At 63.8% G+C, this 22,258-nt stretch carries 13 protein-coding genes; 5 read left to right on the top strand and 8 right to left on the bottom strand.

The features are described 5' to 3' along the window. The first annotated feature begins 948 nt into the window (after positions 1-948). Both IPM12_00815 and IPM12_00810 read left to right on the top strand, forming a co-directional pair. On the top strand, positions 949-4,434 hold the full coding sequence (locus IPM12_00815) for a thrombospondin type 3 repeat-containing protein (protein MBK9146339.1): 3,486 nt from the start codon (positions 949-951) through the stop codon (positions 4,432-4,434). Positions 4,435-4,647: 213 nt separating this feature from the next. Further along, positions 4,648-8,028 carry a hypothetical protein gene (locus IPM12_00810; GenBank protein ID MBK9146338.1) on the top strand — a complete coding sequence of 1,127 codons (3,381 nt, stop codon included), beginning with the start codon at positions 4,648-4,650 and terminating at the stop codon, positions 8,026-8,028. 51 nt (positions 8,029-8,079) lie between these two features. Here IPM12_00810 and IPM12_00805 read toward each other — a convergent pair whose 3' ends face one another. From IPM12_00805 to IPM12_00795, 3 genes are all read right to left on the bottom strand, one after another. After that, positions 8,080-11,844, bottom strand: a complete 3,765-nt coding sequence (locus tag IPM12_00805) for a gliding motility-associated C-terminal domain-containing protein (protein MBK9146337.1) — start codon at positions 11,842-11,844, stop codon at positions 8,080-8,082. Between the two features lie 61 nt (positions 11,845-11,905). Next, positions 11,906-12,874, bottom strand: a complete 969-nt coding sequence (gene pfkA / locus IPM12_00800; protein ID MBK9146336.1) for a 6-phosphofructokinase — start codon at positions 12,872-12,874, stop codon at positions 11,906-11,908. A gap of 14 nt (positions 12,875-12,888) precedes the next feature. Then, a complete protein-coding gene (locus IPM12_00795) occupies positions 12,889-14,109 on the bottom strand; it encodes a hypothetical protein (GenBank protein ID MBK9146335.1) in 1,221 nt (406 codons plus the stop codon). A gap of 486 nt (positions 14,110-14,595) precedes the next feature. Here IPM12_00795 and IPM12_00790 point away from each other — a divergent pair, with 486 nt between their 5' ends. The 3 genes from IPM12_00790 to IPM12_00780 all read left to right on the top strand — a co-directional run bounded on the left by IPM12_00790 (position 14,596) and on the right by IPM12_00780 (position 18,242). Beyond that, positions 14,596-16,911 carry a TonB-dependent receptor gene (locus IPM12_00790; protein ID MBK9146334.1) on the top strand — a complete coding sequence of 772 codons (2,316 nt, stop codon included), beginning with the start codon at positions 14,596-14,598 and terminating at the stop codon, positions 16,909-16,911. A 107-nt stretch (positions 16,912-17,018) separates the two neighbouring features. Further along, the gene (locus IPM12_00785) at positions 17,019-17,597 is read left to right on the top strand and encodes a type 1 periplasmic binding fold superfamily protein (GenBank protein MBK9146333.1); all 579 of its coding nucleotides are present in this window, start codon (positions 17,019-17,021) and stop codon (positions 17,595-17,597) included. A 48-nt stretch (positions 17,598-17,645) separates the two neighbouring features. Beyond that, positions 17,646-18,242 (top strand): L,D-transpeptidase family protein, encoded by a 597-nt coding sequence (locus IPM12_00780; GenBank protein MBK9146332.1) that lies wholly within the window; start codon positions 17,646-17,648, stop codon positions 18,240-18,242. Positions 18,243-18,248: 6 nt separating this feature from the next. Here IPM12_00780 and purE read toward each other — a convergent pair whose 3' ends face one another. The 5 genes from purE to IPM12_00755 form a co-directional block, all read right to left on the bottom strand. Continuing rightward, positions 18,249-18,752, bottom strand: coding sequence for a 5-(carboxyamino)imidazole ribonucleotide mutase (gene purE / locus IPM12_00775; protein ID MBK9146331.1), 504 nt, complete (start codon positions 18,750-18,752; stop codon positions 18,249-18,251). Positions 18,753-18,861: 109 nt separating this feature from the next. Next, the gene (locus tag IPM12_00770) at positions 18,862-20,025 is read right to left on the bottom strand and encodes a 5-(carboxyamino)imidazole ribonucleotide synthase (protein MBK9146330.1); all 1,164 of its coding nucleotides are present in this window, start codon (positions 20,023-20,025) and stop codon (positions 18,862-18,864) included. Positions 20,026-20,060: 35 nt separating this feature from the next. Next, positions 20,061-20,666, bottom strand: coding sequence for a PorT family protein (locus tag IPM12_00765; GenBank protein ID MBK9146329.1), 606 nt, complete (start codon positions 20,664-20,666; stop codon positions 20,061-20,063). Positions 20,667-20,789: 123 nt separating this feature from the next. After that, positions 20,790-21,440 (bottom strand): ribulose-phosphate 3-epimerase, encoded by a 651-nt coding sequence (locus IPM12_00760; GenBank protein MBK9146328.1) that lies wholly within the window; start codon positions 21,438-21,440, stop codon positions 20,790-20,792. A 60-nt stretch (positions 21,441-21,500) separates the two neighbouring features. After that, on the bottom strand, positions 21,501-22,121 hold the full coding sequence (locus IPM12_00755; protein ID MBK9146327.1) for a YihA family ribosome biogenesis GTP-binding protein: 621 nt from the start codon (positions 22,119-22,121) through the stop codon (positions 21,501-21,503). Between the last annotated feature and the right edge of the window lie 137 nt (positions 22,122-22,258).

Genomic DNA, 22,258 nt, shown 5'->3' with positions numbered 1-22,258 from the left:
CGCGCATCGCTCGGCTCGGGCACGATCCTGACGAGCTTCTGGGCCGGTTATCCCAACTGGTACTTCCACCACATGGGCATGGGCGAGACCATCGGCTACGCCGCAGTGACCACGCAGAACAACGGCAACGGGCATTACGAGCCAGGCAATCCGCAAGCTGGCCGCGTGCATATCTCCTTGCTCGGTGACCCAAGCCTGCGCATGCACGTTGTGGCTCCCCCGGGCAACGTGACGGCCAGTTCCTCGAATGGCACCAGTACCACGGTCTCCTGGACGGCATCGCCCGAGAGCGGGCTCGCTGGCTACCATCTGTACCGCTTCAACAACGGTGCCCAGCAATGGGAGCGGCGCACGTCATCGGCTGTGGCTGGCACCAGTTTCGTTGATAACACCGCAGGCCTGGGCGGCACCGTGCGCTACATGGTGCGAGCGCTCAAGCTGCAGGTATCGCCCAGCGGCAGCTATTGGAACCTCAGCCTTGGCGCCTTCGGGCAGGTTCAACTTGATCAGCAGGTGACCGATTGCAATGGTGTGCTGGGCGGAAGCGCGCTCCCGGGAACCCAGTGCAACGACAACAACCCTTGTACGCTCAACGACACATGGAGCGCAAGCTGCCTGTGCGCGGGTGTTCCGAGCGGCGATTCCGATGGCGATGGAACTTGCAACGCGCTCGATGGATGTCCGAACGATCCGGGCAAGACCGCGCCAGGGCAATGCGGCTGCGGGAATCCGGAACCCGGCACGGCTTGCAACGACAATGACCCTTCGACGATCGGTGATGTGATCGGCTCCAATTGCCAATGCGCGGGCCAGTTGGTCGATTGCCTGGGCGTTCTTGGTGGCAGCTCATTGCCCGGCACGCCTTGCAACGACTCGAACCCCGCTACGGGAGATGATGCGTGGGACCTACAATGCCAGTGCATTGGACTCTTGATCGATTGCCAGGGCATGCCCGGAGGAAGCGCGTTGCCCGGCTCTCCGTGCGATGATGGTGATCCGCAAACCGTGGGCGATTCCTGGAGCGGTTCATGCCAGTGCATTGGAACATCGGTCGATTGCCTGGGGGTGCCCAATGGATCCGCCCTGCCCGGAACGCCTTGTGATGACAGCGATCCGTCCACAGGCAACGACCAATGGAGCGCGAGTTGCGCATGCGCAGGCTTGCCGATCGATTGCAACGGCGTGCCCGGTGGCGGCGCGGTGCTCGACCTGTGCGGCGTGTGCGGAGGCAATGATGATTGCATCGATGTTACCGCTTGCTTCAGCCTCATGGGGTCGCCGAACCCCGATGGCGAAGAGGCCGGTAACGGGAACATCTACTCCAACACCGGCGCGCTCGACCTGGTGTTCGACAGCGAGGCGAATCCTTGGCGAGGCAATCAGTTCATCGCGATCCGCTGGCGCGATGTCGCCATCCCGGCAGGAAGCACCATCGTCGATGCGCGGATCCAATTCACGGCTCGGGGCACCACCCAAGTGAACCCTTGCTCGCTGGAGGTCTCGCTGCAAGAGAGCCCGGATGCCGAAGCCCTTGGCTTCGTGCCGTTCAGCTATTCCGCGCGCCCTCGCACCGGTGCCATTCCTTGGATCCCGGCGCCGTGGCCAACGGCCAATGCGAGCGGCGCCGCACAGCGCACGTCGAACCTGGCCGCGCAGCTCCAGCAGGTGATCGACCTCCCCGGTTGGCAATCGGGCAACGCGGTGGCGGCCTTCGTGCAAGGCATGGGCCGGCGGACCGCGTGGAGCTTCGATCAGGATCCGGCGCGTTCGGCGCGCCTCTGCGTTTCTTACGCGTTACCGTCAGCCGATTGCGAAGGCGTGGAAGGTGGACTTGCCCTGCCCGGCACCCCCTGCGACGACAACAACAGCAGCACTGGCGCTGACACATGGCAAGCGGACTGCACCTGCGCGGGCCTTCCGATCGATTGCGCTGGCGTGGCTGGTGGCAACGCCGTGGTCGGTTCGCCCTGTGATGATGGCGATGACGGTACGGGCAACGATAGCTGGCAATCGGATTGCACTTGCGTGGGCCTGCCCATCGATTGCAATGGCGTGCCCGGTGGCGGCGCTGTGATCGGAACGCCCTGCGACGATGCCATCGCATCAACCGTGAACGATGCGTGGAGCCCTGATTGCTCATGCATAGGCATCCTCGTCGATTGCATGGGTGTCATCGGCGGATCCGCGCTTCCCGGCACACTGTGCGACGACGGCAATAGCGGCACCGGAGATGATACCTGGCAAGCGGACTGCACCTGCGCTGGTCTTCCGATTGATTGCGCAGGCGTGCCCGGAGGCGGCGCTGTGATCGGTTCGCTTTGCGATGATGGCAATGCCGATACAGGCGACGATAGCTGGCAATCGGATTGCACCTGCGCGGGCTTGCCCATCGATTGCGAAGGCATGCCCGGTGGCGGTGCCGTGATCGGATCGCCCTGCGACGATGGCCTCGCGCTAACGATCAACGATGCGTATGGGCCAGACTGCCTCTGCGCCGGAGAGCCAGTGGGGATTGATTGTGAAGGGACCATTGACGGCAGCGCCCTGCCCGGGACGCCATGCAACGACGGAGATACAGCAACGGGCAACGACACCTGGACCGCGCAATGCCAATGCTTGGGCGCACTGATTGATTGCACAGGTGCGCCGGGCGGCATCGCCCTGCCTGGCACGCCCTGCGACGATGGGGATCCGGACACGGGGAACGATGCTTGGGACGCGGTTTGCCAATGCATGGGCGCGCCGCTCGATTGCCTCGGCGATCCCGGCGGAGTTGCGCTGCCCGGTTCGCCGTGCGACGATGGTGATGCCAGCACCGGCAATGATGCATGGCAGGCGGACTGCAGCTGCGAAGGTGAACTCATCGACTGCACCGGGGAGGCAGGTGGCCCGGCGCTGCCTGGATCTCCCTGCGACGATGGTGATCCGCAGACAGGCAACGATACGTGGGGCGCGGATTGCCAGTGCATGGGCGCGACGTTCGATTGCTTGGGCGCCCCCGGGGGAAGCGCGGTTCCTGGATCGCCATGTGATGACGGTGATCCGGACACCGGCAACGATGCGTGGCAGACGGACTGCATGTGCGCGGGCCAAGCCTTGGATTGCCTCGGTGTGCCCGGCGGGAGCGCCATCCCTGAAACGCCCTGCGACGATGGTGATCCGCTCACGGGCAACGACCTCTGGCTCTTCGACTGCACCTGTGAAGGCCAGCTGATTGATTGCGAGGGCTTCGCAGGCGGCCCTGCGCTGCCCGGAACCCCTTGCAACGATGGTGATGCGGGCACCGTCAATGATGCCTGGCAGCCGGACTGCACATGCGCAGGTGTGGCAATCGATTGTGAAGGCGTTATCGGTGGAGCCGCTTTGCCTGGCACACCCTGCAACGATGGTAACATATTCACTGGCAATGATGCGTGGCAGTCAGATTGCACCTGCGCCGGACTCTACTATGATTGCGAGCAAGTGCCCGGCGGCCCAGCACTGCCCGGTACGCCTTGCGATGATGGCGACCCCGTTTCCGTGCAGGACACCTGGAGCAATGGCTGCGACTGCGTGGGGCTCTATCCTGATTGCCTCGGGATCATCGCAGGCCCTAACCTGCCCGGTTCGCCCTGCGATGATGGAAATACCGCCACGGCCAATGATGCATTCACGGCCGATTGCGAATGCGTAGGAATGCTGGTCGATTGCGCAGGGGTGCCCGGCGGAGATGCCTTGCCCGGAGCGCCGTGCGACGACAATAATCCTGCTACCGGAAACGATGCCTACACCAGTACCTGCCTTTGCGTGGGCGAGGCCTACGATTGCGAGGGCATCGCAGGAGGCCTGGCCCTCCCCGGGACCCCGTGCGACGATGGTGATCCATTGACGGTGAGCGACGCCTGGACCTTGACATGCGCGTGCATCGGCTTGCAGGTCGATTGCGCCGGCGTGATCAACGGCACCGCGTTCATCGACCTATGCGGCGTGTGCGCGGGCGGCACCACCGGGATTGAACCGAATCCCGATGACGACAGCGACGGCGCGCCTGATTGCCTCGACAATTGTCCAGGGCTCGCCAATCCCATTCAGGAGGATTTCGATGGGGATGCCGTGGGCGATGCCTGTGACAATTGCCCTTGGGTGCCGAACCCGGATCAGCAGGATTCGAATGCGAACGGCCTCGGCGATGCGTGCGACGACATCGGCATCAATGAGACGATCGCTGCGCCCTGGCTGGCTGTGCATCCCAATCCGAGCCGCGGCCTGATCCGGATCGCGCCGGTCATCGGAGCGACGCGCTTGATGACGATCGATGCGATCGGGGCCACCGTGATGCAGCTGCCGTTCGCGACCTTGGTCGATCTGGCGCCGCTCGCGCAAGGCACCTACATGCTCCTCGTGCTCGATTCGGACGGTGCGGTGATCGGGCGCGCGCGGATCATCCGCCATTGATCCAGCGGCTGGATCCCGTCCTCATTCTGATCAAGCCTCTTCGCACGGCTTCGCCCGGTTGTCGCTTCCGGGATCTCCTGCCTGTAACCGCACGTCATCCGATCCTGTAAAAGGCCGCGGTTCGTCTCATGCCCCCGGATCCCTTGCGCTGCCTCGCTTGTGATCCAGCTCAGTCAAGGGAGCGTGATGCGGCCCACCCAACATCAGCGTGCCATGATCCGTGCATCATTCTCAATCATCCTTGTCGTGGTCGCCGGCTCCATGCTGGCGCAAACCAGCTCGCAGCGGGCCGCCGTGCAAGTGAGCGCAACGGTGCAATCGGCACCACCGCGCATCACGTTATCGTGGCCAACGATCCCGAGCACCGCGAGCATCACCATTTACCGTAAGCTGAAGTCCGCGACGAATTGGGGCAGCGCCATCGCCACGCCTGCGGCATCGGACCTGAGCTGGCAGGATAACTCCGTTGCACTGGGCACGGCCTACGAGTACCGGATCGTGCGCGTGAACAATGGCGTGACCGGGAATGGGTACATCTGCGCCGGCATCGAGGTGCCGCCGGTGCACCATCGCGGCAAGGTGGTGCTCCTCGTCGATAACACGATCGCCTCTGCCCTGAGCACGGAACTGGGCCAGCTGGAACAGGACCTGCGGGCCGATGGCTGGGGCGTGCTGCGCAATGATGTGTCGCCTACGGCAACGGTGAGCAGCGTGCGCAGCATCGTGGCCGGCCATTACAACGCAGATCCCTCGAATGTGAAGGCCGTGTACATCGTGGGCCATGTGCCCGTGCCCTACTCAGGCAACCAGGCTCCCGATGGCCACAACGAGCACAGTGGCGCATGGCCATGCGATGGCTTTTACGCTGAGGTGAACGGCACGTGGACGGACAACAGCGTGAACAACAACGGGGCGCAGCGGCCCGCCAATCGCAACATCCCCGGCGACGGGAAATTCGATCAGAACAATTTCCCCAATGAGGTGGAGCTGCAAGTGGGACGCGTGGACCTCTTTGACCTGCCCGCGTTCAGCCAATCCTACGTTGAGCTGATGCGCAACTACCTGAACAAGGCGCACGGATTCAAGGTGAAGGCCTGGTCCCCGCAAGCGCGTGGAATCATGTTCGATAACATCCAATGGGTGAGCAATCCGCTGGCCGCATCAGGCTGGCGCGCCATGGGACCGCTGGTCGGCGCATCGAACGTCACCACGGCCAACCAATCGGGCACGCCCTTTTACATGCTCGTGAACAACAACAGCTACCTCTGGACCTATGCCAGTGGCGGCGGCGGCCAGGAGACCTACGACGGCGTGCTCACCTACCATGGAGCGGGCAACGTGGGCACCGTGCATGATTACGCAGCCACCAGCATGAGCGGTGCCTTCAATATGTCCTTCGGCAGCTACTTCGGCGATTGGGACAACAAGAACAACTTCCTGCGCGCTGCGCTCGGCAGCGGACAGGCGCTCACCAATGTGTGGTCGGCCATTCCGGGCTGGTACTTCCATCACATGGGCCTGGGCGAGAACATCGGCTACAGCGCATGGGCCACCATGAACAACACGGGCCTCTATGCCCCGATCCACGATGGGTGGCAGGGGTCCATCGGCAAGGTGCACCTGGGCCTCATGGGCGATCCCACCCTGCGCATGAAGATGGTGGCCCCGCCGCAGGACCTCACCATCAGCAACTATGCTGGCGCGGCAGCCTTCGCATGGGTGCCGAGCACGGAGCCCGGGATCGCGGGCTACCATGTGTATGAGTTCAATTCCGATGGCAGCGTCACGCCCCTGACCATGAGCCCGGTCGCTGGGAGCAGCTATTCGAACCCCGCGATCCCTTTCGTTGCCGGGCGCGATTACATGGTGCGCGCGGTGAAGCTCGAATCGGGCGCCAGCGGCAGCTACTACAACCTCTCGCTCGGCGCGATCGGAACAGCGGCAGGCGCGCCCGCTCCTGATTGCCTCGGCAATCCTGGTGGCTCAGCGCTCCCCGGCACGCCCTGCAATGACAACGACCCTTGCACCATCAACGATGCGTGGAGCGCTGGTTGCCAGTGTACGGGTGTAGCGACTGCGGCGCCCGCCATTGCGAGCCTGACCAGCAACGGCCCGGTTTGCGAGGGATCCACGCTCACGCTCTCGCTTTCAGCGAGCGGCTCCGGCACGCTGAGCTATGACTGGACCGGCCCCAACAACTTCAGCGCGAGCGCGCAGAACCCGGCGATCACTACGGTTTCGACCGCAGCCGCAGGAACCTACACGGTGACCGTGAGCAATGGATGCGCCAGCACGCAAGAGAGCATTCCGGTGGTTGTGAATGCAGCGCCGAGCGCAACCATCACGTATGGCGCAGTACCGATCTGCACCGCGGAGGGCAGCATCAGCGTCATACGAACGGGCACAAGCGGCGGCAGCTACTCGGCCGCTCCAGCGGGCCTCAGCATCAATAGCGGCACAGGCGCCATCGCGGCAGGCAGCAGCTCGGGCGGCACATACACGGTCACCTACACCGTTGCGGCCAGCGGAGGCTGCGCGGCGTTCAGCACCACGGCAGGCATCACCATCACGGCAGCCGCCATGTGGTACGCCGACGCCGATGGCGATGGCGCAGGCGATCCCGCCACCTCGCAGCAAGCCTGCTCGCAGCCCAATGGATTCGTCCCCAGCAGTGGCGATGCCTGTCCGAATGACCCCATGAAGGTCGCGCCTGGGAATTGCGGCTGCGGGAATCCGGAGCCCGGCGCAGCGTGCGACGATGGCGATGCGAACACGATCAACGATGCGATCGGCGGCAATTGCCAATGTGCGGGTATGCCCGTGAACGTTGACTGCCTGGGTGCCCCCAATGGGACAGCATTGCCCGGAACACCCTGTAACGACAACGATGCCGCAACGGGCAACGACCTATGGAATGCCGACTGCGAGTGCATCGGGCAACTGATCGATTGCCTGGGAACCCCCGGCGGCAGCGCCTTGCCCGGCACGCCCTGCAACGATGCGAACCCGCTCACCGTGAACGATGCCTGGAGCGCGCAGTGCTTCTGCATCGGAGAGCAGGTGGTGATCGATTGCGCGGGCACACCGAACGGATCGGCCTTCATCGATGCCTGCGGCCAATGCGCAGGAGGTGCCACCGGAATGGTTCCGAATCCCGATGCCGACGCTGATGGAGTGCTCGATTGCGACGACAATTGCCCGGCGGCCTTCAATCCGGATCAATCCGACCTGGATGGAGACGGCGTCGGCGACCTCTGCGACAACTGCGTGATGTCCTTCAACCCCGATCAGGCCGACGCTGATGGAAATGGAACGGGCGATGCCTGCGACTTCAGCACGGGATTCAGCGACAGCAATACCGCCCATGGCCTACAGGTCATCCCGAACCCGGCGCGCGGCGGTGCCATCCGCTTGAGTTGCAGCACGGCCGGGGTGCGCGCGCTGAGCGTGCGAAGCGCGACCGGCGCGCTCGTGATCGAGAGCTCCTGGCTGGAATCCCTCTTGATCGATGCGCTCGCCCCGGGAATCTACACGATCGTTGCGCACGATGCGGAAGGCAGACCGCTTGCGCACGCCAGGTTCGTCAGGCACTGATGAACCGATGTTGGAAGGAAGGGCCTCGGTGAATGCCGGGGCTTTTCCGTTTCAGCGCACCAAGGTCACGGTGCCGATCAGATCGGCCTTCTCGGGCGTGAATTGATCCTTGGCCTTCAGCACCCAGACATACACGTCCTGCGGCAGCTTCTCGCCCGCATTGTGCAGGGTGCCATCCCAGCCGGTCGCCGGGTCATCGGTGCTGAAAACCTCGAGCCCCCAGCGATCGAAGACCCTTAACTCGTACCAACCTTCTTCCACGCCCAGCACCGACGGCCGCCAAACCTCGTTCTTATCGTCGTCGTTCGGCGTGAAGGCATTGGGCACCCAGATCGTCAGGTCATCGTCGATCAATACGCGAAGGCAATTCGCATTCGAGCAGCCCAGGGTGTCCGTCGCGATCAGGCAGATCTCGCGTTGGCCCACTTCGGGCGGGTTGAATGTCCAGCGGAAATCTCCGATGGTGTCGAGTTCGGTGCCATCGATTGTCCAGTGATAGCTCGCGCCGGGCTCCGGCGATTGGAAGATCGTGGTGCTCGGGTCGTTCACGCTCACGCGCATCGGTTGCGCATAGAAGGAGGCCGATGGTCCGTTGGAGACGAGCACGGCATTGTCAATGGTGATGCTGGCTGTGCAGCCGTTCACATCAGTCACCGTGAGCGTCACATCGCGCTGTCCGGCACCAATGTACTGGTGCCAGGCGCTCATCACCGTGCTCGCCACGCCACCATCGCCAAAGATCCAACCGGCGCTGATCAGCGGTTCGGGCGTGGTGTTGGTGAAGTTCACCTCCAGCGGAACGCATCCGCGCGAAACATCAACGGTGAACGAAGGCTGCGGCAGTGGGTTCACCGTGACCGAAACGGTGCCTTGGTCGATCTCATTCGCGCAAGCGCCTGATCCGCTCACCGTATAGGTGTAGGCGCCGGGCGCGGCCTGTCCTGGCGTGAACGTACCGGCGAATGCCCCGCCGGGTCCCATCCAGCTTCCACCGCCTTGCGCGCCTCCCAGCAAGGGCAACAGGTTCGTGGCTGGGCCATTGATGCAGATGTTGAGGATCCCATCGGTGCCGGCATCCGGGAGCTGATCGACCGTGAGCTGAATGATGGCCTGGGCATTCGGGCAAGGCGGCGTTCCGTTCACCGTGTAGGTATAGGTGCCGCTCACCGCCGTGGTTGGATCGACCTGATTGATGGCCCCACCGCCGGGTGCGGTCCATGAGCCTCCAGCATCGGGGTTGCCACCGAGCCAGGCCGAAGGGTCAGCGATCGCATCGCTCGCGCAGATCGATAAGGTGACGCCGGTTCCTGCATTGGGTGCTTGCACCACGCTCATGGTCACGGTGCTCGATGCCGATGGGCATGGAGCCGAACCAGTCACGGTGTAGGTGTAAACGCCAGGGGCGTCGGATGCGGTGCTGAACGTTGTCCCGTGCGCTGCGCCGCTCGGATCGGTCCAGCTGCCGCCGGCAGCCGGCGCGCCGCCAAGCGCGTTGATCAGGTTGAAAGGCGCCGCGGTGCTGCAGAGCGATTGGCTGCCGCTCGTTCCTGCGCTCGCCGCTGGTGATATGGAGACTGAAACTGTTGCTGAAGCTGCCGGGCATGGACCGTTCGCGGGGAGCGAGTACGTGTAGTTGCCGGCTGCTGCGGTCGATGGATTCAAGGTGCCGTTCATGGCGCCGCCGCCGGGCGCGGTCCAGGATCCGCCTGCCGAAGGAATGCCGCCGAGGGCGCTGAACAAGGCTGAAGGCGCATCGGAAGAGCAGACCGTGAGCGATCCGTCCGCGCCTGGATTCGCCGCAGGCACGGTGGTCACCGTAACGGTTGCCATGGCATCCGGGCATGGCGGTGTGCCGGTGATGGTGTAGGTATAGATGCCATCGGCCGAAGTGCCCGGTGTGAAGCTGCCTGCGGTTATCGCTCCTGAAGGATCCGTCCAAGTGCCACCCGGTTGGGCGGTGGGGCCCAAGGATGGTAGCAAAGCAGTGGGTCCTCCGCTGCTGCACACGTCCAGCGGCGCGCTCACGCCGGCCGAAGGTTGCGCGCTCACGTTCACCGTAACCGTGGCCGAGGCATTCACGCACGGTGGGGCTGCCATGATGGAATAGGTGTAAGCGCCAGGTGCGCTCACCCCCGGGGTGAAGGTGGTGTTGCCCAAAGGCCCACTCGGTCCGCTCCAGCTTCCGCCGGCGTCCGGCGCTCCGCCAAGCGATGCGAAAAGGTCGATCGGCGCCGATGCCGTGCAGAGATTCACGGTGCTATTCGTGCCCGCATCAGGCTGTGCATTGATGGTGATCGTCAGTGTTGAGGCTGCGTTCGGGCAAGGTGCGATTCCGGCAACCGTGTAGGTGTACGCGCCGCTGGCCGCGGTGGAGGGGTCGATGCTGCCGCCTATGGCCGCTCCGCCAGGATCGCTCCAGGCGCCGCCGGAATCGGGAGCCCCAGCCAATAGGCCGATCAGATTGGTGATCGCAGCGGTTGCGCAGAGCGTCGCGCTTGCATCGCTGCCTGCATCCGGGAGCGGATTCTCCGTAACCGCAACAATAGCCGTGCTGTTGGGGCAAGGCGCCAGTCCCGCGACGGCGTAGGTGAAGTTGCCCGGCGCATCAACGGCGGGATCGTAGGTGCCGCTCACGGCGATGCCGCTGGCGTTGGTCCATGTGCCCCCTGGGTCAGCGCCGATCAAGGCTGTGGACAGCGAAACCGGCGGGCTGTTGGAGCAGAGCAGCAAAGGCCCGCCGACGCCAGCGGTCGGGGAGGGGTTCACATTCACCGTTACTGATGCACTCGCATCCAAGCACGGCGGAGTGCCAATTACCGTATAGGTGTAGATGCCAGCCGCATCCACAGCAGGGTTGAAGATGCCTGTCGCGGCACCCGCAGGGCCGCTCCAGCTTCCGCCTGCCGTTGGCGCCCCGCCCAGCAAGTTGAAGAGGTTGAAAGCCGGGTCGCTCGCGCACACGGTAGTGGTAGCGTCGATGCCCACGCTAGGTTCCTGGTTCACCGTTACGGCTACCGTGGCCGATTGCGAGCACGGCGGCGCATTCGAGCTCACTGTGTAGGTGTAATTGCCCGAAAGGCCTGTGGCGGGATCCAGGATCCCGACGAACGGGGCGCCGCTCGGATCGGTCCAAGTGCCGCCTGCTTGAGGGGTTCCACCTAGCGCACTGAACAGGTCACTAGGCATTGAGCTTGTGCAAACCGTGAGCGTGCCATCGGTGCCCGGATCCACGGCGCAGGCTTGGATCACTGCAGGAAGCGTGGGTACGGGATCGAGGCCGCAGGCCGCACTGCCCCACGACCCGGTCTCGCTATCGGATAGGGTGTTGAAGCCGGCATTGAGGCTCATTCCGCTCACGCATGCAGGCGGGCTGAGCACACTGATCGTCCAGCAGAACTGCCAGTTCACCGCGCCCACGCAGAAGTCGCCGAAGTTGTTGCCGGGGTTGCCGTCGGCAGGTGTGTTGTAGTTGTAGAAGAAGCCGGGGCCTTGCGGTCCGATGTTCGTTCCGGCGGTGCCGGTGACGCTCGGGTACCACGCCCAGTAGCCATTGCCTGAGCACGAAGGGGGCGGTGGGCCTGGCGTGAGCGTGCTCATGTCCCAGCCCGGACCGAAGGAGGCGGTGATGCCGTGGAACCAGTTGGCATTGGTCGAGTTCCAGAAGGTGACCGTGAAGCAGAAGGTCACTGTCTCGCCGCAGGCGTATGTGCCGTTGTCCGGCAAGGGCGATTGGGTGAGGGTGTAACCGACCAGGCAAGGCTGCGCTGAGCAATAGGCCGCTGCAGCGAAAGCGAAGGAGAGGAGCAGTGCGCGCATGCCGGTTGCTGGGAGAGACCAAGTTTAACGACCTGAACAATACGGAACAGGTTGCCTCGCCTCAGCTCGCCAACACGGGCAGCAGGGCCAGCAGATCGGCCGGCAGCTCCTTCCGCCTGCCAATGGCTTCGGCGAAGGGGGTGAGCACCACTTGCCCGCATACTTCGCCCAGCATGGCATCGTGCGCTCCTTGGATCAAGCGCTCCACGGCCGCAGCGCCCAAGCGGCTGGCCAGCACGCGGTCGAGAACGGTCGGCGAACCGCCTCGCTGCAGATGGCCCAGCACCGTCACGCGCATGTCGTAGTGGGGCAATTGCTCCTTCACCTTGCGCGCAATGGTGATGGCCCCGCCTTCCTCATCGCCCTCCGCCACCACAACGATGCTGCTGCTCTTGCTCTGTTTGGCCTGCGCCAACGCGGCCACCAGTTCTTCAATCCGCTGGCGGACCTCAGGCAGCATCACGTACTCGGCTCCGGCCGCAATGGCGCAATCCAGAGCGATGAAACCCGCATCGCGCCCCATCACTTCCACGAAGAACAGCCTGTCGTGCGAGGCTGCCGTGTCGCGCAGCTTGTCGATCGCTTCCACCGCCGTGTTCACGGCGGTGTCGAATCCGATGGTGCGGTCGGTGCCGGACAGGTCGTTATCGATGGTGCCCGGCAGCCCGATGATGCGCGTGCCATGCTCTTGGAAGAGCAGGCGCGCGCCGGTGAAGGTGCCGTCGCCGCCGATGGCCACCAGTGCATCGATCCCGTGCTCGCGCAGCTGCATGGCCGCCTTCGCACGGCCTTCGGGAGAGCGGAATTCCTCGCTCCGTGCCGATCGGAGCATGGTGCCGCCGCGCTGGATGATGTTGCTCACGGCGCGCGGCCCGAGCTCCATGAAGCGACCATTGATCAGGCCATCGTAGCCGCTCAGGATCCCGGTGCAACGGATGCTATGATTCGCTGCAGCGCGGGCAACCGCGCGCACGGCAGCGTTCATGCCAGGGCTATCGCCTCCGGAGGTGAAGACGCCGATGTGCCCGATAGCCGGGCCCGGACTCATTCCGCAACCAGCTTGCCGAGCGGACGGAGTTCACCGGTGACGCGGTCAGCGAGTGCGGCATGATAGGTCCCCGCACGCAGGTCGCCCCGTTCGATCCATTGGATCCCAGTTGCGATCAGTTGATGGCGCAGCGCCTCACGGCCGGTGGCATCGAAAAGCACCAGCGCGCTTCCAGCATGCTCAGCACCGAGGTTGATGGAGAAGCCATCCATGAACAGCGACGGGTAGGGAATGGGCAATGGGTCGGCTTCAGCGTTGTCAAGGCCAAGCGTGGTACCGGCATGGCTGTATAGGTTGCTGAAGCAGCCCAGGTACAGGTTGTTGCCGCTCGCGTGGAAGGTGTTCTGCGAGATCACATCCGCATTCTGCAGCCCGCTCTCATACACGCTGTAGCTCGCACCGTTGTCCGTGGAGCGCAGCACGTCCATGGGGCTCGCGGTGTTGATCGCCCAGTACTTCCCGTCGTAAAGGATCAACTCCCCGCCCATGGGAGCGCCCGGGGTGCCGGCGGCGTTGGTCCAGCTGCCGCCTCCATTGGTGCTGTACCGGTAACCGAGCGCGCTGATCACCACCAGGCGCGTAGCTGTGCCCTGCACGCCGTAGCACGCGAAGTTGGCCGTGGCGATCTGGTTCCAGGTGACGGCGAGGTTGTTCGAGCTGGCCAGCCCCGCTGTAGTGGCCGTGTACAGTAGGCTGCCAGCCTGGGCGGCTTGGTGCACCACCATGTTCGCGGCAAGCCCATTGTTGCCACTGAACCATTGCACCCCGCCATCGGTGCTGCGGTAGATGCCGCCTCCGTTGCCGATGGTCGCGCTGTAGATGGCGAGCGTCGTGGTGCCGAACTGGAAGAACTTCTTGGCGTAGTTGTTCGTGCTGGCACTCGGCAGCCCGGCGTTGGCCAGGACCCAGCTGGTGCCGCCATTGGTGCTGCGATAGACGCCGCTCTCGGTGCCGCATAGCAGGGCCCCATTCACGAAATGCACCGAATGCACGGCGGTGCCTGCGGGAAGGCCGGAGTTCACCGGGTTCCATACACTGCCGCCATCAGTGCTCTTCACCACACCGCTCGGGTAGGCCACCATATAAAGCGCGCCGCCACCGCTGGTCACGCTCTTCACGGCCTGGTAACCGGGGTGGATGATGATGTTCCATTGAGCAAGGCCAGGGAGGGCCAGCAATTGGGTGGAAAGCAGCGCGGCGGTGAGGATGCGGTTCATGGGCAGGCGGTTTTCTGGAGGCCCCGGTGAGGCGGGCGCGAAAATAGTCGGCAGCCCCGGCTCCTCGCAGGCCTACATTCGCGCCATGCGCGCCGCATGGCAGAGGACCTCATTGGCCATTCTACTGGCTGTGGCTGCTGTGCCTTACTTCCTGGGGCGCACGCTCCCGCACGATTGCCATGTTGAGCGGGGCGCGCACCATGAACACCAGGACAGCGCAGCTGTCGATGCCGTTTGCGCGATCTGCGATTTGGCGCTTCCTATCGCGGATCCATGCGTAGGCCCCATGCTCCTTTTGGAGCCGCTTTGCTGGTCGGAGCGGTGGAGCGCATCCGTGCGCGAGCCGCTGCTTCTACCAATCGGTACCGAGGCCGCGCGAGGACCGCCGCAAGGGTGATGCTGCATCAATCGGTCGCGCTCATGCGCGACTGATGGCGTTGCGCCCTGCCGCATGCCGCTTCCCATCCGTCACCATTCCGCGTGTCCGTGTACCTGAAGAACCATCCTTCTTTCCTGCTCCTTTTCCTGCTGCCTGCGCTGGCCGTGGCTCAACCGGAGTCCTGTGCGCTGAGCTTGAGCGGCCGCGTGGTCGATGAGCACGATGGTGAAGCGCTTTCCCGTGCCGAGGTCTTCATCCCGGCCTTGGGCAAAGGCGCCGTCGCCGACGATCTGGGCCATTTCAGGATCGAAGGGATCTGCGCCGGGACCTATACCGTGAGCGTGCATCACGTTGGCTGTGAAACAGTCACGCGCGTCCTGCGGATCAGCAAGGCCATGACGATCCAATTCAAGCTGGAGCACCATGCTGAGGAGTTGAAGGAATTGGAGGTGATCCAGGAACGGCCTGATGAGAACGTGGGCCATGCCAAGGAGCGGATCGTGCGCGATGCGATGATCAGTGCAGGTGGACAGGACCTCGCGCAGATGCTGGCCGTGCTGCCAGGAGTGACGCTACTCTCTACAGGCCCATCCATCGCGAAGCCGGTGATCCATGGCCTCAGCGGCAATCGTGTTCTTACGCTTAATCAGGGCGTTCGGCAGGAGGACCAGCAGTGGGGCTCGGATCACGCACCCAGCATCGACCCGCTCAGCAGCGATCGGCTATCGGTGGTGAAGGGCGCAGCCGCCGTGCAGTACGGGAGCGATGCCATCGGCGGGGTGGTGATCGCCGAACCGGTGGAGCTTCCGCGCGCTGGTGGGATCGATGGCGAGCTGCGCGTTCTTGGTGCATGGAACGGGCGAGGAGGCGGAGCCAGCGGCATGCTCCAAGGCGGGGCGCCGGGCATCACAGGATTGGGCTGGCGCGTGCAGGGCAGCGGCCGTTCGGTCGGCGACAGCGAGGCGCCGCGGTACAACCTGAGCAACACCGGCTTGCGCGAATGGGCGGGCTCCGCCTCCATAGGCTACCGGGACCATCGGCGACATGGATCGGTGTACTACAGCCGCTTCCAGCGCGAGCTGGGCATCCTGCGCGCGGCGCACATCGGCAGCACCACGGACCTTCAGCGCGCCATCGACAGCGGAGAGCCATGGTACGTGGCCGACTTCACGCGTGAGATCGATGCGCCACGCCAGGCAGTCACGCATCATCTGTTGAAAGCGCAGGCAGGCATCGCGATCACGGACCTTAATCGCCTGGAGGCCACATACGGCTACCAGGGCAACAGCCGCCAGGAATACGACCGCAGGCGCGGGGGCCGAAGCGCACGCCCCTCGCTGGATCTCTTCCTCGCCACGCACACCGGAGAATTGGTGCTGAAGCATTGGCTCGGGCCGAAGGTGCATGGCAAGGCCGGCCTCACGGGCTTGCTCCAACGGAACAGCAACATCCCCGGCACGGGCGTCACGCCCTTCCTGCCCGACTTTGCGCGCCGCTCAGCAGGGGCATTCGTGATCGAGCATCTCCCGGTGAATGAGGAATTGGAACTCGAGGCTGGAGCCCGCTTGGAAGCCACGCGCCTCGATGTGTCCGATCAGGATGGGTTGGGCGGCATGGGACGGCATGCATTCGTGAATCACGCGCTCAGCGCTGGCGCGCATTGGCAGGCACGTGACAGCGTGCAGCTGCGCTTCAACATCAGCTCCGCCTTCCGCCCGCCGCACGTGAGCGAGCTTTATGCGCAGGGCCTGCATCACGGCACGGCCTCCATCGAAGAGGGCGACCCTGCCCTGACCAACGAGCGCGCGCTGAAAGCCGTCCTCGAAGGCCGGATCGCCTCGCGCAAGCACCGCCTTCGATTCGATGCCACGCTGCACGCCGCGACGATCAACGACTTCATTTACCTGCGGCCCGATGGCACGCGCCTCACCATCCGCGGCGCGTTCCCCGTGTTCCGATATGTGGCCACGGATGCCTTCATCACTGGCGCCGACCTCGCGGTGCAGATCGGCTTGTCCAAAGGGTTGATCACGGTGGCGCAGGCCAGCACCGTGCAGGGCCGCGACCTCACCGAAGGCGGATGGCTCTTCCTCATGCCCAGCGACCGCATCGGGGTGGCGCTGCGCAAGCAAGTGCGGAAAGCAGGGGCCTGGCGCGCGATCGAAGCAGAGGTCGGTTCCGCAGTGGTGTTCCGGCAACGACGCGTGGAACAGGAACTCGACTTCGCCGATGCACCGGGCACCTATCATTTGCTGAGCGCATCGATCTCGGCCAGGCACCCGGTGGGCAGGAACGAATTGCGCATCGGCCTGCGCGGCACCAACCTGCTCAACGCCGCCTATCGCGACTACCTCGACCGCCTCCGCTACTACGCCGATGCGCGCGGCATCGACATCCAGCTCTGGCTGGCCCTCGCCTTCTGACCAATTCGAACGAATGCCTGAACAAGGCTTCCTGATCAACCAGCCACTACCCAAACACCCGACACATGAAAGCAGAATGCAGAACAGCAACCGCCAGCCTTAACCGGATGGCCAAGGGAGCACTGATCCTGTTCACCGTCTCCGCACTGGCTTCGGCTTGCAAGCCCGATAAGGAAGAGGACCCCTATAACCACGACGACCACGATCACAACGAGGAGGAGCTGATCACCACCGTTCGGGCGAGTTTCGCCCAGGTGGGCGGTGGCCATTCGGCGGAGTTCAGTTGGGTTGACATCGATGGCGATGGCGGCAACGCCCCCGTGATCCTTGGCGATACGCTCCTCGCGGGCACCAGCTACAACGTGAGCCTGCTGGTGCTGAATGAGAGCGAGTCGCCCGCCGACACGGTGAGCAACGAAGTGGCGGATGAAGCCGCCGAGCACCAGTTCTTCTTCAGCACCACAGGCGGTTCGCTCACTTGGGCCTCCTATGGCGACACCGACCCGAATGGGCTGCCGGTTGGGCTGCTGAGCACCTGGGTTTCCATGGGTGCGGGCAGCGGCCAGCTCCGGATCATCCTGCGGCACGAGCCCAACAAGGGCGCAGCGGGCGTGAGCGGCGGCGACATCGCCAATGCCGGCGGGTCCACTGATATCGATGTGGAGATCCCATACTTGGTTCAATAGGCGTTACGTGCGGAGCGAAGGCGCATTGCGTGGTGCATGAACCGCACGATGCATTGCGCCTTCCTGCTTCTCGTCCCGGTGCTCGTGGCTTGCCAGGGGCATTCGCAGCATTCCCTGGTGTATGCGACCGAGCCACTTGCCACGGTAACGGCCCCGGAACGGGCGCTCGCCTTCCTGATCGATTCACTCGCGCTGGATGCGCGCTCTATCCGTTTCCAGGTGAACAAGGGCGAACGGCGCTTCCGCGTGTACGCGCAGGATCGCTTGCTTAAGACCTATCCCTGCGTGCTCGGGGAGATGCCCGAGGGGGATAAATTCCACCAAGGCGACCGGAAGACGCCCGAAGGCACCTTCGGCTTCCGTAGCAAGCGCGTGCATGCGCAATGGCACAAGTTCATCTGGGTCGATTACCCGAATGCCGAGAGCTGGCGGCGCTACAGGGAGCGGAAGGCGCAGGGCCTGATCCCGGGCGGGAGAGAAATAGGCGGGGAGATCGGGATCCACGGTGTGCCCGATGGCATGGATCACTGGATCGATGCGGGCGAGGATTGGACCTGGGGCTGCATCGCGCTGCGGAACCGTGATGTTGACGAAATCTATCCCTATATCGTCGTTGGCAAGACCATGATGGAAGTGGTGCCGTAACCGCTATTACTTGTCGAAGCTATTCGGGAATTGCTGCTTCAGCGCGGCGATGCCATCGCGCACCTTGTCCTCCTGCTCACCCTTGAATGCTTCGAGCTTGGCGGCCAGCTTCCCATCGTGGATCGCGAGGATCTGCACGGCGAGAAGCCCGGCGTTGCGCGCGCCGTTCACCGCCACGGTGGCCACGGGCACTCCGGCAGGCATCTGCACGATGCTCAGCAGCGAGTCCCAACCATCGATGCTGTTGCGGCTCTTGATGGGAACACCGATCACCGGAATCGTGGTGAGCGAGGCCACCATGCCGGGCAGGTGCGCTGCGCCGCCAGCACCGGCGATGATCACCTTCACGCCGCGCGCTGCCGCACCCTTGGCATACGCGAACATCCGATCCGGCGTGCGGTGCGCGCTCACCACGGTGAGCTCGTGCTCCACGCCGAATTCCTTCATCGTATCCGATGCCTCGCGCATGATCTCCAGATCGCTGCGGCTTCCCATGATGATGCCAACCATGTTCATTGCTATTATGGTTTGTTCAACGGAAGGATAGCAGAGAGCAGAATGCTGGAATCTGAAACGAAAGGCGCGTCATCGGCTTTCTGGTCTCCTGTTCCTGCTTTCATCATTCCTCCTTAAGCTTTTCCCTGGGCTTCACGCTGCAATGCACCTTGGTCACGGCGATGGCTTGGTCCAATTCGGCATGGCTCGCTGCGATCGCCGTGATGTGCCCCATCTTCCTTCCGGTGCGCGTCTCCTGCTTGCCGTACAGGTGAATGAAGGTGCCAGGCACATGCAGCACATCGCTGAGCCCGTTCACCACCGGTGCGCCGTCTCCCCCTTCGCCCACGAGGTTGATCATGCCGGCATGCCCCCGCAGGCTGCCATCGCCCAGCGGCCAACCCATGTACAGCCGGAGCAACTGGTCGAACTGGCTGCTCGCGCACGCTTCGATGGTGTGGTGCCCGCTGTTGTGCGCGCGGGGAGCGGTCTCGTTCACCAAGAGCTCATTGTCCGTGGTCAGGAACATCTCCACAGCGTATAGGCCAGGCTGCGCGAAGGCTTCGGCCACACGGTTGGCGAGCCGCTGCGCTGCGTCGTGCACCGCTTGCGGAATGCGCGCAGGCGCGCGCAGGTGATCCACGAGGTTGAAGCGCGGATCGAAGACCATCTCAACCGGATCGTACGTCACCAGGGTTCCGTTGGCTGCGCGCGCCACGATCACGGCCAGCTCCATGGCGATATCAGCACGCTCCTCCAGCACGCACGGTGCATCGAAGGCCCTGGGCGCATCTGTGGCTGAATCGATGGCCATCACTCCTTTGCCGTCGTATCCGCCAGTGCGGGTCTTCAGGAAGGCAGGCAGCAGGTGCGTGTGATCAGCTAGGCCACGTCCGCTCTCGAGCAGCGCGAAGTCAGCGGATGGTATGCCGTGATCAGCGTAGAATTGTTTCTGCAAGCCCTTGTCCTGTATGATGCGCAGCACCGATGGGTCAGGGATCACGTGCTTGCCCAGGCGTTTAAGGTCTTCCAAGGCCTCCACGTTGACCTGCTCGATCTCGATGCCCACCGCATCGGCATCAGCAGCGAATCGCAGCACGGTTTCCCTATCGCGGAAATCACCGGTGGTGAATCGGGTGGCGACGGACGCGCAAGGAGCCGCCGGGTCCGGATCCAGGACATGCACATTGGCGTTGTAGCGCAACGCGTTCTCGATGAACATGCGGCCCAGTTGGCCTCCGCCCAGCAGGGCAATCACAGGCCTTCTGGATTCAAGGATCTTGCGCATGCGGCGCGAAGATACCCGGCGTGCATCGCGCGCGGTTAGCGGCGCTTCCGCGAGAGCTTGGGGGAGCGCAAGCGGCCCACCCGGTAGCCCACGCTGAGAGCAATGGATCGGTTGCGAGCGTAGACCAAGTGGCCATCATGCTGCATCGGGCGAAGGCCGCTGTAGAAGCGCAACCCGAGGTCGATTCCGCTCACGAAATCGGCTCCCGCGCCAAGGATCATCCCGTAATCCCATTCCTCGTGATCAGGGGTCACATTCGCAGAGCCATTCGGGCTTGTCTGTTGGGCCATGAGCAGGCGCCCCATCTGCGCACCGGCTTGCAAGTTCAGGACGTTGCCTGCGTAGAGCTTGAAGGACAAGGGCACTTGTGCATAGAGGGTCCGCACAGAGCTGCGCCCGCCATCGGGCAGGGTGTAGGCGGCGCCCAATGCGGAGACCAGCAACTCTGGCTGGATCTCCATGCGCGGACCTGCGCGAAGTGCGAAATAGCAGCCGATGCTGCCGCCGGGGAGCAAGTTCGTACGGGTCGCGCCCGACCGTGCATCGCTTGCCAGCGGACCGCCCTTGATCCCGATGCCCGAATGCTGGGCGGGGAGCGCCAGATGCGTGAGTAAGAGAACAAGGAGGGTGACAGGGCGCATAAGCGGATTCGTGCGGTGCGCTCGAAACGAAGGGGTGCCACGATCAGGTTGCGGAATGGCGTCCGTATTCGCCCCAACAGCGCGCAAAGCCGCTCAACCCACGGTTCTGATCGATGTGACGGATCAGGCCCGGACCAAGCGCGCAATCGCGTCCAACGGATCGGCGGCGCCGAATACCGAATTGCCGGCGACCAGCGCATCGGCCCCGGCACGAATCAGGCGTGCAGCATTCTCGAGGCCCACGCCGCCATCGATCTCGATCAGCGCCTGCGAGCCCGTCCGTTTCCGGAGGTCTATCAAGTCCTCCACCTTGGCGTAGGTCCGCTCGATGAAGCGCTGCCCGCCGAAGCCGGGGTTCACGCTCATCATGCACACCAGGTCGAGGTCGGCCATCACCTCCTCAAGCGCATCGCACCGTGTATGCGGGTTGATGGCCGCTCCGGCCTTCATGCCTGCCGCCTTGATGGCTTGGATGCTGCGGTGGAGGTGCGGGCAGGCTTCGAGGTGAACGGTGAGGTGATCAGCGCCCGCATCGCGGAAGGCCGTGATGTACTTATCAGGCTCCACGATCATCAGGTGCACATCGAAGGGCTTCTTCGCCCGCTTGCGGATGCTCTTGATCACCGGCAGCCCGAAGCTGATGTTCGGCACGAAGACGCCGTCCATCACATCCAGATGGTGCCAGGCCGCGTCGCTCTGTTCAATCAGTTCAATCGCCTTGCCGAGTTCAGCGAAATCGGCGGAGAGAAGGGAAGGAGCGATCAGGTGGGGCATGCGATCAAGTAGGAGGGCGAAGATGCGGGAAGTCAGCGGCCCGAGGGCGCCTGGTTCCGGTCATGCGGCGTGGACGGCATTCACCGCCTCGATGAATTCCAGCAATTCGTCCCGTCCTTGGCGGTTCTCGGAAGAAGTGGTGTGCATGGGTGGCAGTTCCTCCCACGATTTGCGCAGGCTGCGCTTCAGCGCTGCGATGTTTGCCTGCACCTTGGGCGGCGACAGCTTGTCGGCTTTGGTGAACACGATGCGGAAGGGAATTCCGTTCTCGCCGAGCCATTGGATCATGTCGAGATCGTTGCGCTGCGGCTCCAAACGGGAATCAACCAGCAGGAAGACGCATTGGAGGTTCTCTCGCTTCAGCAGGTAAGCGCGGATCATCTGCTCCCACACCGCGCGATCGGCCTTGCTTGCCTTCGCGAAGCCGTAACCGGGAAGGTCCGCGAGCATCCACGGCCGATTGCTGGTTAGCGTGCCTTCCACACGGAAGTGCTCCACATTGCGCGTGCGCCCCGGCGTATTGCTCACGCGGGCCAGCTTCTTGACCTGGCAGAGCATGTTGATCAATGAGCTCTTGCCCACGTTGCTCCTTCCGATGAAGGCGTACTCCGGCAGCGTGGGCTTCGCCCAGTGCGCGGCTTCGCGTCCGCTGGTGAGGTGCTCGGCGCGCAATGATTTCATGGGCTGATCAGTGGTGAGGGCGCGCAAGCGGCGGGTATGCGAGATGCAAGCGAATGACTGGAGGGTGAGGTGGGCTGATGAGATGGGCTTCAGCGAATAACGAGTTCGCAAGTAACATTGAATGCCCCGAAACGGTT

It is taken from the genome of Flavobacteriales bacterium (genome assembly GCA_016716605.1).
Lineage (GTDB): Bacteria > Bacteroidota > Bacteroidia > Flavobacteriales_F > PHOS-HE28 > PHOS-HE28.
Note: the sequence above shows the minus strand (reverse complement) of the source record. Positions and strands in the feature narration are given on the sequence as shown.